Below are 15,087 nucleotides of genomic sequence, written 5' to 3'. Positions count from 1 at the left end.
TTGGCGGGTGTCCGCTTGCCGCCCTGTTACCCTCGGTTTCATACAGGCGATTGAGAGCGCCAGGCGCAAGCGGTTTTGCGCGGGGCAAACGGGCGCAAAACTCAAGCCAGACGGCCGATTGGCGTGGAGATCGGCATCACCGCGGATATGACCCCGCGTCTGTGATTACCCGCACATTCACGCGAATTGCAAACTGTTAGACTGGTTTTGACTAGTTCGCCGGAGTCCAGCATGGCTGGCATCGCTCTCCGCGTTTCCGGGCTTTATCCGACCTGCCCAGCGCACGTGTGGGCCGTGCATCCGTTGCGCGCCGAATGGCCTGGCGCGTCCCGTCACCCGCTTGCCGCGATGTCGCCATGTCCGCTCTCCTGCCTGCCTTTATGCCATCCGTCAGCGAATTGACCCTGAGCGGCCTGCTCCCGCATCTGGTCCGGGACGAGTCCGGCTGGACCGCGACGTGGCGCGCGCTGACTTTGCACAGCGTGTTCCAGCCGGTGCTGTCGGTGACACACCAGCGCGTGGTCGGGTATGAAGGGTTGCTGCGCGCGTTCGATCCGGTCGGTCTGCCGGTCTCGCCTGACGTGCTCTTTTCCGGCACCCGCTCGGCGGCCGACGCCCGCGAGCTCGACCGCATCGCACGCTGCCTGCATGTGGCGAATTTCATGGAGCAAGGCATCAGCACCGGCTGGCTGTTTTTGAATACACGCCCGCAGGTGTTCGAAACCGGCTGGCCGCAACGCGCGTTCATCGACGAACTGTCGGCGCACTTCGGTCTGCCGCAGGAGCGCATTGTGATCGAAGTGCTCGAGCAGCCCGCCGACGACGAATCCGCTGTCGCCAGCATGCTCGCCGCGTCACAGCCGCGCGACTTCCTGATCGCGATCGACGACTTCGGCACCGGCTTCTCGAACTTCGATCGCGTGTGGCGCTTCCGCCCTGACATCGTCAAACTCGACCGTTCGCTGGTCGCGCGCGCCGGCAAGCGTGAAGGCGACGACTCGATGATCAGCCACCTGGTCTCGATGCTGCATCAGTCCGGCACGCTGGTGCTGGCTGAAGGCGTCGAAACCGACGAAGAGCTGATGATTCTGATGGAGGCCGACGTCGATTTCGTCCAGGGTTTCTGGCTCGGTCAACCGAAGAGTTCCGTGCAGGCGGCCTGCGCGAAGGTGCCTGCGCTGATCGAATCGATGTGGGGCAAGTTCGCCGACTACGAACGCGAGCATGCGGGCCATCAGCGGCTCGGTTTCGAAGGCTTCGCTGAAGCAGTGCTGGCGGCCGCCGAGACTTACAAGTCCACCGGCGATCTGCGCCAGGCGGCGCAAAAGGTCTGGCATCTGCGCGAAGCACGCCGTGTGTTCATCACCGACGGACAGGGCGAGCAGACCCAGCCCTCGGTCACGGCCGCCTCGGTGCCGCCGCCTCCGCTACGGCTCGCGCCGCTCTACACCGATACCCGCAGCAACTGGTCGCGGCGGGCCTATTTCAAGCATGCGCTCGCCGCACCGGGGCGCGTCGCGATGATGGGTCCGCATTATTCGCTCGCCGACGGTCAGGACTGCTACACCGCGGCCCTCGCCTTCGAGTACGACGACGGCACGCATGTGCTGTGCGTCGACTTCGTGCCGGCTGCCACGACCGCGGATGCGCGCCCGACGGGGCGCGGCAGCAAGCGCTAGTCGTCCACCCGGCCGCGGCCGGATTTGATCTCACTGCGTTTGGCCTTGCCGTCGAGGCGCCGCAGGTTCGACGCGCGCGTCGGCCGGGTTGCGACGCGCGGCTTGCGCGTCACGCTGACGCTTTCGATCAGTTCATCGAGCCGCGCCAGCGCCGCCGCGCGGTTCATCTCCTGAGTCCGATGCTCCTGCGCCTTGATGATCACGACGCCATCACGCGTAAGCCGATGATCTGACAGCGCGAGCAGGCGCATTTTCAACACTTCGGGCAGCGACGAAGCCTGCACATCGAAGCGCAGGTGAATGGCGCTAGAGACCTTGTTGACGTTCTGGCCGCCCGCTCCTTGCGCGCGCACTGCGGTCAGTTCGATTTCGTTCGGCGGGATTGGATAGCGGGATGTCATGACGCGAGCTTGAATCGGGAAACATGAGTGTACACAGCGCGCGACCGATCACCGACTACGGACTATCGAGCGCGTCTGCCGATGCGAAAAACTATTTGCGTCCACGCGGCCAGTTCATCGATACTGCGTTTTTCGCTTACAGCGTAAATTCACATGAAACTCCGTCCAGGTTTTGTGCTGGAACTGGCCGTCAACTTTCTGTTGCCGTGGCTCGCGTACCGGCTTGCGCTGCCGCGCCTGGGCGAGACCGGCGCGTTGGTCGCGTCGGCCGTGCCGCCGATCGTCTGGAGTCTGATCGAACTCGTGCGTTTTCGGCGCGTCGACGCGCTGAGCGTGCTGGTGGTGACCGGCATCGTGCTCTCGGTTGCGGCGATGGCGCTCGGTGGCAGTCCGCGCATGCTGCTGTTGCGCGAGTCGCTGGTGTCCGGCGCGGTCGGCGTGGTGTTTCTGCTCTCGTTGCCGATGCGCCGCCCGCTGATCTTCTATCTCGCGCGCGCCACCGTCGCCCGCGAAATGGAGGGCGGCGCGGCGCGCTTCGAAGCACTGTGGCAGGAGCGGCCTGCTCTCGTCAGCGCGATGCGGCTGATGACGCTGGTGTGGGGCATCGGCCTGACTGGCGAAACGGCGCTGCGTGCGTGGATGGCGCTAACGTGGCCGATCGAGCGCTTCCTGGTGGTCTCGCCGTTTATCGGCTATGGCATTTATGGCGGCCTCACGCTGTGGACGTTCTGGTATCGAAAGAGCATGCGTGGGCGCGTCGAGGCGCGTGTGCAGTCGGGTGGCGCTGCTAGTTGAGCGGGTTCGGCGCGAAATGCGATTGTGCCGTTCTGCCGTTCTGCCGTTCTGCCGTTCTACCGCTCAATTTGCGTGATCGGGCTGCCAAGCAGCCCGCGCTAGCCGCACCTACTATTTACCGCCGCGCCACACCTCCGCTATCCGCGCGGCCAACCCTGAGTCGCGTTGTGTCGGCGTCGCAATTGCCTGCGCCAGCACGGCGCGCCCGCCGATCACTTCCACCCGTTCTCGCGCGCGAGTGATCGCCGTGTACACCAGTTCGCGCGACAACACCCGGCTGAATACCGACGGCAGCATCAGCACCGCGTGCTCGAACTCCGAGCCTTGCGACTTATGAACCGTGAGCGCGAACGCGGTGTCGTGCGGTGGAAGCGCCGCCGGCGACACCGCTCGCAAACCGCCGTCGCCGGTCCGGAAATACACACGCAACGCGCCGCTCGCGCCCGGCAGCGCAATGCCGATATCGCCGTTGAAGAGACCCAGCGCGTAATCGTTGCGCGTCACCATCACCGGACGCCCGGCGAACCACTGCGCGCCCACAGCCAGCGTCACCCCCGCCGCGCGCCGCACCTGCGCCGCCATTACCGCGTTCACCTGATCGACGCCGCGTGGCCCGGAGCGGGTCGCGCACAGAATGCGGAAACGATTCAACGTGTCGAACAGCGGCAATGGGTCAGGCGTTTCGGCTGCTAGCGCTGTGGCAAGCGCCTCGGCGTAGGGCGCGAAACCTGCGGCGAGCCGTGCGACGGTGCGCTCGGCAAGCGTCGCATGCGTATCTTCGTGAAGCGCTGCAGCGCAAGTGTCCGTGGGATCGGTGTGCAGGACATCGAGCGCGGCGCTCGCCGAGCCGTTGCGAATTGCGAGCGACAGTCGGCCGATCGGTGACTCCAGGCCGAACCGATAGTTGCGCTCGAGCCAGACGACGCAATCGGCAAGCGGGCTTTGCGTGGACGAGGCGGACGTCGGCGCTGGTGCTGCGCTTTCGAAAAGGTCGCTCGCCGGTGGTTCATCGAAAGCGTCCGGCGAACCTGTATAGGCGAACAGATCGTCGTCCGGCGCATCGGGTTGCGCGAAAATATCGGCAGGCTCCGCGCCGAAGCCCCGCGATGCACCCGGCAATGCCTGCGCAAGCCCTGTCTCGTCGATGCCGAGCGCCTCGGCGATCCGCCGCAAACCACCTTGCGTAAAAGCCGGACGCGCGCTGAGTTCGGCGAACACCGCGCCGGCCTCGACGGCGGCGAGTTGGTCCTTGTCGCCGAGCATCACGAGACGCGTCTGCGGGGCAATGGCGTCGAGCAGATGCGCGGCCATGGCGACGTCGATCATCGACGCCTCGTCGATCACGACGACGTCGTAAGGCAAGGGATTGTCCCGATGATGCCGGAAGCGTCCTCCCGGCCCGGAGCCGAGCAAACGATGCAGGGTGTACGACGTCTGCGGCAAACGCGCCGCGAGTTCAGGCGGTAAATCGCCGGCGCGCGCGAGCAAGGCCTCCTGCATGCGCTGCGCGGCTTTGCCCGTGGGCGCCGCGAGTGCGATGCGCAAATCCGCACGCGCATCGAGAAGGCAGGCCAGCACGCCGACCACGGTGGTGGTCTTGCCGGTGCCGGGTCCGCCGCTGACGATGGTGAGTTGCCCAGACAGCGCCATGACCGCCGCGACACGTTGCCAGTCGACTTCGTTGTCTTTGGGCGGACCGAAATAGCGTAGGAGACGCTCGTGTAGGGTTTGGGCGTCGGGGCTCGCGCTCGTGTTCACTCTGGTTCCCGCACCCGCGCCAGCGTCGGCGCCGACGTTGGCCGCAGCGCTCGCTCTCGCGCCTGTACGCGCATCGGCGTCAGCGCCGGCAAACAATCCCGCGTGAGAATCGTCGTGCGCAGTGTCAAGCGCACGAGTCCGCGCCTCCGTCCGCTGGCCCGCTTCCGCCCCCGCCTCCGCATGCGCCACCAGCGCGCGTGCAAGCCGCCGCTCGTAGTCGTAATAGCGAGCCAGATACAAGCGCCCTTGCCCATCGACCACCAGCGGCCGCAACGCCGCCGCGCTTTGCGAACCATCGCTCGCCATGCCGCTAGCGAACAAGGCCGCGCGAGCTTCGGCGCTCGACGCCTCGAAGCGTCGCGCCAGCACCGCAAGCGGCACGCACACGTGCCCTTCAGCCGTCGCGCGGCTCGCGGCGAATGCACCCCGCGCCGCCCACTTGACCGCCTCAGCCGACGCGCCGCCACGCCGCGCCAGCGCGCCGATGCGGCGCGCGAAACCTTCGGCGAGCGCGATACTGAAATCCGCCGGCGCGGGCAGATTCACGCCGATGTCGTCGAGCTCTGGCGGCGCCGATGTGCTCTGTTCGAACGCGCTCATGCGACACCCCCGATCATGGCCGCGTCGAGCAGCGCAACCAGCTGGAATGCGGGGCGCCGCATATGCACGCCCGCCGGTCCGTCGGCGTCGCGCCAATGCGGACGCACGCCGCGCACGAACAGATACAGATAGCCGCCGATGTGCGTGTCGTACGAATAATCGCGCACCCGCGTTTTCAGATAACGATGCAGCGCGACCGTATAAAGCAGCGCCTGCAGGTGATACGCGTGGCTCGCCATGGCCGCTTCGAGCGGCGCGGCGGCGTAGTCGGCGGCGGTGTCGCCCAGATGGTTCGATTTCCAGTCGACGATCCAGAACCGTCCGTCGTGCTCGACGATCATGTCGATAAATCCTTTGACGAACCCGCGCAACACGCCGGGTTCCAGTGCGACGTCGGGATAGCCGTGTTCGATCAGAAGTTCACGCAACGCGGGGAAATCGAGCGACGGCGCCGCGAACAGAAACTCGAGTTCGTTCAGCCGCCGGCGCGGGTTCAGTTTGGCGAGTGTCATGCCGGGCTGCAGTTCGGCAGTGACCACGTCCCTGAGCAGGTTGTGCATCATCGCCGGCAAGCGTGCGGCGAGTTCAGGCACAGCCGGAGCCGGACGCTCGCGCAACGCCCCGCGGATGGCGTCGGTCCATGTGTGCGGCTCGGTGAAATCAGCGAGTTCGAACATGCGATGCAGACAATCGCCCGCAGCGGCGCCACGCGGAAACGCGAGGATGTCGTCTTCATCGTAGGCCGGCGCCTGTGGCATGGGTGCCGGCGTGACGACGAGCGCATCGGCAATCTCGTCGTGATCGGGACGCACCTCTTCCGCCGGCGCATGCATTTCTTCGGCTTTACTGCCGGCGGCGATCAGGCCGCTGAAACTCGCCATGCGCCACTGATCGCGCAACGGCCGGCGGTTGGCTCGCGCCTGCATTCGCGCGCCGCGGTCCTGAAGGCTTTCGAGCGGCACGCGGCGCTGCGGCCTGGGCAGCGCCTGCAACGTGATCGGGCCACCCGCCAGCGCCTGCCAGCGTGCCGACAACGCGGCTTCGTCAGGCGGCTCGGCGAGCCAGTCGCCGAAATCATGACCACCGCCGGCCACGAGCCAGTTCAACACGCTGCGGCGTGACTCCTTGCTGGAGCGCGACGACAGATACGTGCCGGCGACCAGATAGCAGCGGTACACCGCACGCGTCAACGCAACGTAGACGAGCCGCGCCCGTTCCGCCGCCTGTTCGCGCACCGCGTAACGCGACGCATGCTCGGCCTCCGCGTCGTCGCAACCGTAGTGCAGCACCGCAGCGCCGGTTTCGTCGTGATACTCGCGCGCATCCGGCAAACCGGACGACGGCGGTTCGCGCAACGCGCCGTCGTTCAGGAACGGACAGAACACCACCGCGTATTCGAGCCCTTTCGATTTGTGGACCGTGACGATCTGCACGAGGTTGCGATCCGACTCGAGACGCAACTGCGCGTCGTCGCCACCGCCCTGGGTGCGTTGCGCGGCGAGCCAGCGCAAGGTCGGCGCGATACCGGGCTGCGTCGCGGCGCGCGCCTGCACGAGTTCGGCCAGGTGGTTCACGTTCGTCAGGCGCCGCTCGCCGTCCGCTGCGGCAACCAGCCGTTGCGCGACGCGTAGCTCACGCATCAGCGCGCGCCACATCACCGCGAAGCCGCGCTCGTGCCACAGCGTGCGGTAGCGCGAAAAACGTTCGACCCAGCCCATCGCGTCGCCGGCGTGCGCGGGATCGTCGGCGACCGATGGCGCGTCGGCGACCTGCTCGAGCCGCCACAGCGCCGCGGCGTCGAGGCCCAGCCAATCGGTCGCCAGCGCGGCGCGCAGACGGCGCAGATCACCAGGCGTATCGACGGCGGCCAGCACGCGTTCGATCTGTTCGGCGTCGAGCGTCGCGAACACCGACGCCTGCGCCAGCTCCACGCTGCCGACACCCCACGCGGCCAGCACTCGTTTGATCAGACTGCCCTGCTTATGCGTTTGCACCAGCACCGCGATGTTGCCCGGCGCGAGCGGCGCATCGCCGATCGTCACCGCGCCTTCGCGCGCACCGCGCAGGAGCCGCACGATCTCGGCGGCACACGCTTCGCTCGCTTCGCGCTGAGCCTCGCGTTTGGTCAGCGCGGCGTCGCCTTGCGGCAAGGTCCAGATACGGAAGTCGCCTGCGCTCGTGTCCGGATCGGAAAACGGCAGCCTGCGCCGTTCGCCCGCACGCACCGGTTGATAGTCGAGGCCATCCAGCACGAACGCTTGCGGATTCGCTTCGAAGAGCCGGTTGCAAGCCTCGACGATGGGCGCGGTCGAGCGCTGATTGACGGCCAGTGTGTAGCACGCGGAGGCTGCCTCACGCGCCGCCAGATAGGTGTGCAGATCCGCCGCGCGAAAACTGTAGATGGCCTGCTTCGGGTCGCCAACCAGAAATAGCGGACCGGCCGGCGCGAAAATGCGGCTGAAGATCGCGAACTGCAGCGGATCGGTGTCCTGAAACTCGTCGATCAGCGCTGCCGGGTAACGCGTGCGCAACGCATCGGCAAGCCACGGATGCGCCGCGAGCGCGCGGTACAAATTGGACAGCAGATCGTCGAACGAGACGACGCGGCGCGTGCGTTTGCGCGCCACGAGTTCAGCGGGCGCGTAGTCGAGCCAGGTTTGCACGAGCGAGAGCCAGCGCGCGCGTTGCGCGGCTTCGGCCGCGATCACGGCTGCCGCCAGCGCTTCAGCGTGCTCGAAGAACGCATGTTCGGGCGGTTCGAACTTGACCTTGGTGGCCTTCTTCAACGCCGAGGCCGTCAGCTTCAACGCGGCCCTCGGCGGCGGCGCATGGCAGTCGCCCTGCGCGAAGTACTCAGTCCATGCAGCGATCGCGGCGCTCACATGATCGGGCTTATGCGAGGTCTTGCTCAGACGGTCTTGCGCCTGAGTCAGCAAACTCACAATCGCATCGCGCTCCGCTTGCCAGAGGTCGCAAGCAGCTTCGAAACCAGCTTGCGGATCGGTGCCATTGCCGCTCGCGTCGACCTTGCCCCAGCGCAACTGCGCCAACGGTTTCTTCAGACGCCGCGCGAGTTGTTCATCGAGTGAAGCGGGACCGGCGCGTTTGGCCACCAGCCACGCGGCGAACGCAGGATGCGCATGCGCTACCGGTTCCACCTGCTCACGCCAGAAGTCAGCCGCCATTTCGAAGCGCAACGCCGCGTCGTCGGCTTCCATTTCGAAGGCGAACGGCATGGCGGCGGCAAACGGCGCCTCCTGCAACGCGCGCTGACAGAATGCGTGGATGGTATGGATCGCCGCCTGGTCGAAGGTGCGCAACGCGCGCCTCACCACCTTCAAGGCGTCCTCGCGCTCGATGCCCCGCTCCGGCCCCAGCGTCGTTTCAAAGAGACGGCGGACGAACGGATCGCCGCCGTCGTCATCCATTTCGATGGCGCGGTGCAGTTCGGCCAGACGCCCGCGAATGCGTTCATGCAATTCCGCGGTCGCCGCCTTCGTGAACGTGACAACGAGAATCTGGTCCGCGTTCAGGTTCTTTTCGAGCAGCAGGCGCACGTACAACGCGCAGATATTCCAGGTCTTGCCTGTACCGGCCGACGCCTCGATCTGATTCACGCCGTCGAGCGAACAGGCGAACACGTCGAGTTCTTCGGCGACCAGCGCGTAATGCTTCGTGGCGCCGCTCATGACGCGCTCCGCAGATGTTGCATGAGTGGTTTGAACACGATCGCGGCGAGGCTGCCGAACGGCTCGTCGAGCGTCAGCGGCGTGCCGCGCAATGCGATCCGCAAGGCGGGATCGTCGGACTCGCCGCGCACGCGGTCGTTAATCCAGATGCCTTGCGCGGCCGAATCGCTTTCGCTGACTTTGGTCCACGCGCTCTTCGGGAAAAAGCGCAGCGGCAGCATGCGGCCTGCCTTGAACAACGCGGCAAGCGGCGCCAGTTCGTCGAGCGGCGCAGCGACCGGCGTGAGTTCGAAACTCTCGCCGCTGCCATGCCATACGGTGCGGCGCGGGCCGTTCGGCTGCGCGGCGCAATAGACCAGATGCGCGAGCCATGCCGACAGATAGTCGCGTGCGGTAGGTTTGGCGTAGCGGAAAATCACTTGTCCTGTTTCGGTGAGCAGGTTCAGACTGCCGTGCAGTTGCAGCGGCGTTTCGGCGCCTTGCCGAAGCAGCGCGTCATGCGGGCCGAACAGCGCACCGGCAAGCTCCTCGCTCGCGGGCCAGCGCGGCGCGATGTCGAGCACAAACGGCAAACGCTCGACACCCGAAGCCACCTCGCGACGCACGCTGTCGGCGAGCTGACGCAACGCACCGAGCTCACGTGCGCGCCACACCGCGCCAGTCGCGCCGCCCGGCAATTCCGGGCTCGCCGCCGCCACACGGCGCACGCGCTCGAACACGACGTCGTCGTCCGTATCCACGTCGAGCAGCACGGGCAAAAGGCGGTCCGCCAATGCATCGCGCCCCGCGTAATCCAGGTCGAACGGCTCGGTATCGAGCAATTCGCCTTGTGCTTCCGACAACACGATGCCCAGGCGGTCGCGCAACAGCGCCCGCGCCGGATGGCGCCAGAAACGCACGAATTCGTCGAAGGCAATCGGCGCCGGCTCTTCCGGCGGCAACGGTCGATCGAAGAACGGAGCCGCAGCGGCATGCGTGGGCGCAGCCAGCAACGTGGCCAGCTCGGCGCGATCCGCGTCGTAGCTGAACAGCTCGGATTGCGACGAGAAATAGTCCGACGCAAACGCCTGCAACGGATGATCGACGATAAACGCATGCCGCGCGCTCTCGACTTCGGCGGGACTCGCGCCCTCGCCCGCCGACACCTGCGCGAGATGGTCGAGCAATTCATCGACCAGCGCGGCGGGCGGCAACGGCGCGTTGTCGCGAATGCTGCGACCCGTATAAGCGATGAAGAGACGATCGCGCGCCGCGAGCAGCAGATCGAGGAACAGATTGCGTTCGTCGTCGCGGCGCTGACGGTCGCCGGCTTTGCCGAACGCGGCCATCAGATCGAACTCGTCGGCGCGCGCGAGACTCGGCAACACGCCGTCGTCCATGCCGAGCAGGCAGACGACGCGATACGGCAAGCCGCGCAAACTGGTCAGCGACGAAAACGTCACGCTGCCCCAGGGCACGCCGCCGCGCGCGGGGTCGTCGAGCGCTTCGGTGAGCGCGCCGCGCACCACCGCGGCGGGCAGCGCGACTTCTTGCGCGCCGGCTTGCATCGCGTCGCCCATCTTGTCGATCGCGTCGCGCACGGCGGCGAGCGAATCGGCGAACTCGACGCCGCCGTCGAAACATTGCGCGAGCGTTTCGAGCAGCAGTTGCGTCCACTCGGCAGGCGCGCGCTCGATTGCGCAATTCGCCGCGAAGCTGTCGATGTCGTCGACGAAACGCGACAGGCGGCCGAGCAATTCCGCATCCGAGCCGCCGGCGCCTTCGATCGGCAGCCAGGCGTCCACGGGTTCGCCGCCTTCCGGCATCGCATAGCCGAGATACAGGCGCGTGAGCGCATCCGCGAACGTATGACGGGCGATCGGCACGTGTTCGCCCGTCGGCTCGACCGGGGTGAGCCCGCGACGCGCACCGGCTGCGGCGAGCCATTCCTGCGCGGCTTCGAGCGAGCTGGCGTCGATCCCATAACGCACGGCAATCGCGTCGACGCGCAACCATTCGATCAGATCCGGCGCGCCCACGCTGCGCTCGGGCAAGGCCAGCCAATCGAGCAGCAAACGCGCAACCGGATTGGCCTGCGACGGCGGCAAGCCGGTGACCCGGTACGGAATGCGGCGCGTGTCGCCAGGCGGCGTGGTGCCGAACACGGCGTCGATCAAGGGGCCCGCCGCCGCGAGATCGGACACGGCGACCAGTACGTCGGACGGCTGCAGATCGTCGAACTCATCGAACCAGCCGAGCAGGCGATCGTGCAGCACTTCGAGTTGCCGCGACAGACTGTGACAGACGTGCACTTCGATGCCGCGTTCGATCGGCAGTTCGTCGGCATCGGTCTCGTCGCGCAGATCGAGAATGCCGTTCTGCACGGCGGCAAGCCAGCTCGGTTGCGGATTCCCGGTGAAATCGCCGGTCTCGCCGGAAGCGGCGCTGTCGGTCAATTCGTGCAGCATGTGCAACTGCGCCTGAGTCTGGCGGCCCCACTCGGCAAGCAACGGATGGCCGACTTCCTGATAGTCGAGCTGGCCGGCGGCGTCGAGCGCTTCGACGCGCCCCGCGCTGACGACGTCGAACCAGAACTCGCGGCACGGATTCATCACGTATAGCCGCACGTCGACCCAGCGCGAGAGCGCGCGCAGCAGCGCCACGTGCAACGGCGGCATGGTCGGCAGCGCGAACACGCTGACCGCCTCGGGCCACTGTGCGTTCGAGATCGCCTCGAGATCGAGCGTGCCGATTTCGTCGAGAAAACGGTAAGCAGGCGGCAAGGCGGCCGCGGGAGTCTGCGCGTCGCCCGACAGTTCAGTGAGCACCGCGCGCCACAACGCCGCTTGCCAGCGCTCGTCCTCGCGCGCCGCTTCACTCGCGCCGACAAGGCGCGGACCGGTATCGTCAGCCGCGCCGCTCGCGAAGATCGAGCCGCCCTTCTGCCATTGCAGCAACCACTCCGGGCGATAGGTCAGATAGTGGTCGAGCACGGTCGCCACGCGCCGCGCGAGTTCGTAGCGCATCGAAGCGTCCGCCGCATCGAGATACGTGCGCAGACGCGGCGACGCATTCCAGGGCAGCGCTTCGTCCACATCGTCCACTTGGCCCAGCAGCCGATAGCAGCGCCACACGAGCCGGTCCGGCGCGAACGGCGAATGCTTCGGCACCGTGATCACGCCGCCGATCTGCGCCCACAGCCATTGCGCGAGATAACCAAAGTCGACATTCGCGCAGATGCCCTGGCGCGCGGCGATATCGAGCTCGAGCCGGCGCCGCACCGCCGCGCTCGGGACGATCACGGGCTGCGCGGTCCAGGGATCGGACGGCGCTTGTGCCAGGTCGTCGAGCAGCGCGCCGACAAGGGTTTCGTAGCGATTCGAGTAGAAGAGCTGGAGCATGGATCCCGGGGCTTGCGGGCGGCGCGGGCGGAACGCCCAGGCCGCGACTGACATTGAAGCGACAGCATAACAAACGCATCCCCAGGGCAGAACCTGGCCGAACGGACGAGGTCAGATCAGCCATAAAATCAGTTAGACTCGACGGCAGTTTGGGTCTGCCCCTTCAACCGCGGTTTTCTCAGTGAATGGAATCCAGGCAGTCGATGCGCTATTCGGTTGAAATAAAAAAATTCCTCTACAGCCAGTACTTTTATGGCGGCCTGCGCATCGCAGTCGGCGTGTCGTTACCGGCGGTACTGTGTCTGATCGTGTTTCACGATCGCGAACTCGGCTTCACGATCGCGACCGGCGCGCTCGGCGCCTGTGTCGTCGATATGCCGGGCCCGCTCAAGTACAAGCACAACGAAATGCTGGCGTGCACGGTGATCGGCTTCCTGTCCGCGCTCGCCACCGGGCTCGCCACGGTGAACGCGGTGGCGTTGTGGTGCACGGTCGTGCCGCTCACCTTTCTGCTGTCTCTGATCGTCGTGTACGGCAACCGCTGGCCGCAAATTAGCTTTGCCACGCTGTTCATGATGATCATGACGCTGGAAGAGCGCTTCACGCCGATGCAGGCGCTCGTCAATGCGTCGTGGATTCTGGTTGGCGGCCTCTGGTACACCTACTGGTCGACCTTCGTGAGCCGCTGGATGATGCATCGCATCGAGCAGCAGGCGCTGGCCGAAAGCGTGTTCGCGTGCGCCGACTATCTGCTGGCGCGCGCCGAGTTCTACGACCTCGATAACGATCTTGACGAGTGTTATCGCAATCTGGTCGACAAGCAGATCACCGCGGTGGATCGCCAGGACGCCGCGCGCGACATCGTGCTGCGCAATCTGCCCAAGTTCAAGAGCGGCAAGCTCGAACCGCGCCGCGCCATGCTGTTCAATCTGTTCATCAATACGGTCGATCTGCACGAACTGTTCGTCGGCGCGCATACGGATTACCCGTTGGTGCGCAATACGTTCGGCGGCTCCGATCTGCTGGTGTTCTACCGTGATCTGATCCGCAAGGCGGCAGCCGATCTCGAGGAGATCGGGCTTGCGGTGCTGCAAAACCATGCGCCGCGTGGGCGCGTGAACGTCAAGGCGGAATTGCGCGCCATCGAATTCGAAATCGACCTGATGCGCAAGCAGGATCTGCCGGCAAAAAACCACGAGGCTTATTCGGCCATCTCATCGACTTTCCGGCGCGTCTGGAGCGCCACGCGTCTGATCGACAAGATGCGCAAGAGTCTCTCGAGCGAACCCAGCACGACCGAGACGGAATTGCGCCTCGACCAGGCGCTCACACGATTCGTGTCGAGCCGGCGCGTACCGTTCGGGCAGATTTTCTCGAACCTGACGATGGCCTCGCCGAGTTTCCGCCATGCGTTGCGCGTGACGATCGCCGTCGCCGTGGGCTTCTGGCTCGGGCGCCTGCTGCCGCTCACCAACGCCTACTGGATCGTGATGACCACCGTTATCATTCTGAAGCCGGGCTATTCGCTGACCAAACAGCGTAACGGGCAGCGGATCGTCGGCACGCTGATCGGCTGCGCGGCGAGCATCGCGCTGATGATCTTCGTCAAGGAACCGCACATCCTGCTGGTCGTGATGTTCGCGTCGATGGTGATGAGCTACAGCCTGCTGCTGTTCAATTACACGGCGAGCGTGGTGTTCACCTCGTCGTATGTGCTGCTCATGTTTCATCTGCTGGCGCCGGGCAGCATGCGCATCATCGGCGAACGCGCGATCGACACCGTGGTGGGTTGCGCGATCGCGATCGCGGCGAGCCACCTGTTCCCGTACTGGGAATATCGTTTGATGGGCAAGCTCGTCAACAACATGATCAACGCGACGCGCCAGTATCTGGAGGCAAGCTGGTGGTGGAGCGGCAAGCCGGCCGCCGCCGTGGTCGCCACCGTGACCGAAGCCGGCGCGCGGGCCCCGGCGGCGGCGATGGCCGATCCGGCGATCGACTTTGCCAAGCCGGTGCTGGCGACGGTTAAGGGAGGTGCAAGCGGAGGTGCAAGCGGTGGCAGAAGCGGTGGTACAAGCAGCGTTGCGAGCGGCAGCGCAAACGCCGCGACCGCCGTGGCTACCGATGCAACAACCAAACCCATTGCCGACGCCGGCGCCAGTGCGGGCACGACCACGGTCAGCAACCCGACCGCGAAGCCGGCCGCCGGCGCCTCCGCTGCCGCCGCAGCCGCGGCGACCGCGCTCGATCGCGATTATCGCTACCGGCTCGCCCGCAAGAATGTTCACGTCGCGTTCGCCAATCTGGGCCAGGCCTTTCAGCGCATGATGCTCGAGCCGAAGTCCGCGCAGAAGTTCGTACCGGAACTGAACGGCCTGCTGGTGCGCAGCCATGTGCTCGCCTCGCAGATCACCGCGGCCGCGCCGCTCTTGCGCACCTCGGCGCAACAGCAGGTCGAAGGCGTCTCGCTACAGCCGCTGCAACGTGCGCTGAGTGTCGTGCGCGACAATCTCACCGAAGCTGAAACCGGCACCGCGCCGGCCGCCGATCAGAACGAGCAGATCAAACTGCTGGGCCGCGAACTCGATGCGATGGTGGTCGAAACGGAGAAGTCGCCGGGCTATTCGGCGGATGCCGTGCATGACATGAAGTTGCTCGCGCATCAATGCAAGCAGATGCTGTCGGCGGCAGCGCAGATTCGCAAGGATGCGAGCGTGATTCGCCTGCCGGACGAGTGAAACTGCGTGGGCCGACATTGCGCCTCGTGCGGTCGGCGTGCCTTTAG

7 protein-coding genes are annotated in these 15,087 nt (G+C 66.0%); 3 read left to right on the top strand and 4 right to left on the bottom strand.

The features are described from left to right. Window positions 1-356 precede the first annotated feature (356 nt). A complete protein-coding gene (locus P0D96_RS20480) occupies window positions 357-1,679 on the top strand; it encodes an EAL domain-containing protein (protein ID WP_243658166.1) in 1,323 nt (440 codons plus the stop codon). Here P0D96_RS20480 and arfB read toward each other — a convergent pair. Further along, entirely contained in the window at window positions 1,676-2,080 is a 405-nt protein-coding gene (gene arfB / locus P0D96_RS20475; RefSeq protein ID WP_012432640.1) for an alternative ribosome rescue aminoacyl-tRNA hydrolase ArfB, read from the bottom strand. The two genes, P0D96_RS20480 and arfB, sit on opposite strands and share 4 nt — an antisense overlap. A 153-nt stretch (window positions 2,081-2,233) precedes the next feature. On the opposite strand from arfB, the gene P0D96_RS20470 reads away from it, so the two are divergent. Further along, a complete protein-coding gene (locus P0D96_RS20470) occupies window positions 2,234-2,875 on the top strand; it encodes a VC0807 family protein (RefSeq protein WP_408175775.1) in 642 nt (213 codons plus the stop codon). 111 nt (window positions 2,876-2,986) lie between these two features. Here P0D96_RS20470 and P0D96_RS20465 read toward each other — a convergent pair whose 3' ends face one another. The 3 genes from P0D96_RS20465 to recC are packed head-to-tail and all read right to left on the bottom strand — an operon-like array spanning window position 2,987 to window position 12,302. Next, the gene (locus tag P0D96_RS20465) at window positions 2,987-5,233 is read right to left on the bottom strand and encodes an AAA family ATPase (RefSeq protein ID WP_408175776.1); all 2,247 of its coding nucleotides are present in this window, start codon (window positions 5,231-5,233) and stop codon (window positions 2,987-2,989) included. Then, a complete protein-coding gene (recB, locus tag P0D96_RS20460) occupies window positions 5,230-8,922 on the bottom strand; it encodes an exodeoxyribonuclease V subunit beta (RefSeq protein ID WP_408315034.1) in 3,693 nt (1,230 codons plus the stop codon). Before recB ends, P0D96_RS20465 begins: the two co-directional genes overlap by 4 nt. After that, the gene (gene recC / locus P0D96_RS20455) at window positions 8,919-12,302 is read right to left on the bottom strand and encodes an exodeoxyribonuclease V subunit gamma (protein WP_408315033.1); all 3,384 of its coding nucleotides are present in this window, start codon (window positions 12,300-12,302) and stop codon (window positions 8,919-8,921) included. The genes recB and recC overlap by 4 nt, the downstream gene beginning before the upstream one ends. A 203-nt stretch (window positions 12,303-12,505) precedes the next feature. Here recC and P0D96_RS20450 point away from each other — a divergent pair, with 203 nt between their 5' ends. Next, complete coding sequence (locus P0D96_RS20450) at window positions 12,506-15,040, top strand: FUSC family protein (RefSeq protein WP_408315031.1); 2,535 nt, start codon at window positions 12,506-12,508, stop codon at window positions 15,038-15,040. Window positions 15,041-15,087 lie beyond the last annotated feature (47 nt).

Source organism: Paraburkholderia sp. RL17-347-BIC-D, assembly GCF_046027915.1.
Classification (GTDB): Bacteria; Pseudomonadota; Gammaproteobacteria; order Burkholderiales; family Burkholderiaceae; genus Paraburkholderia.
This window is presented reverse-complemented; position numbering and strand designations above follow the sequence as displayed.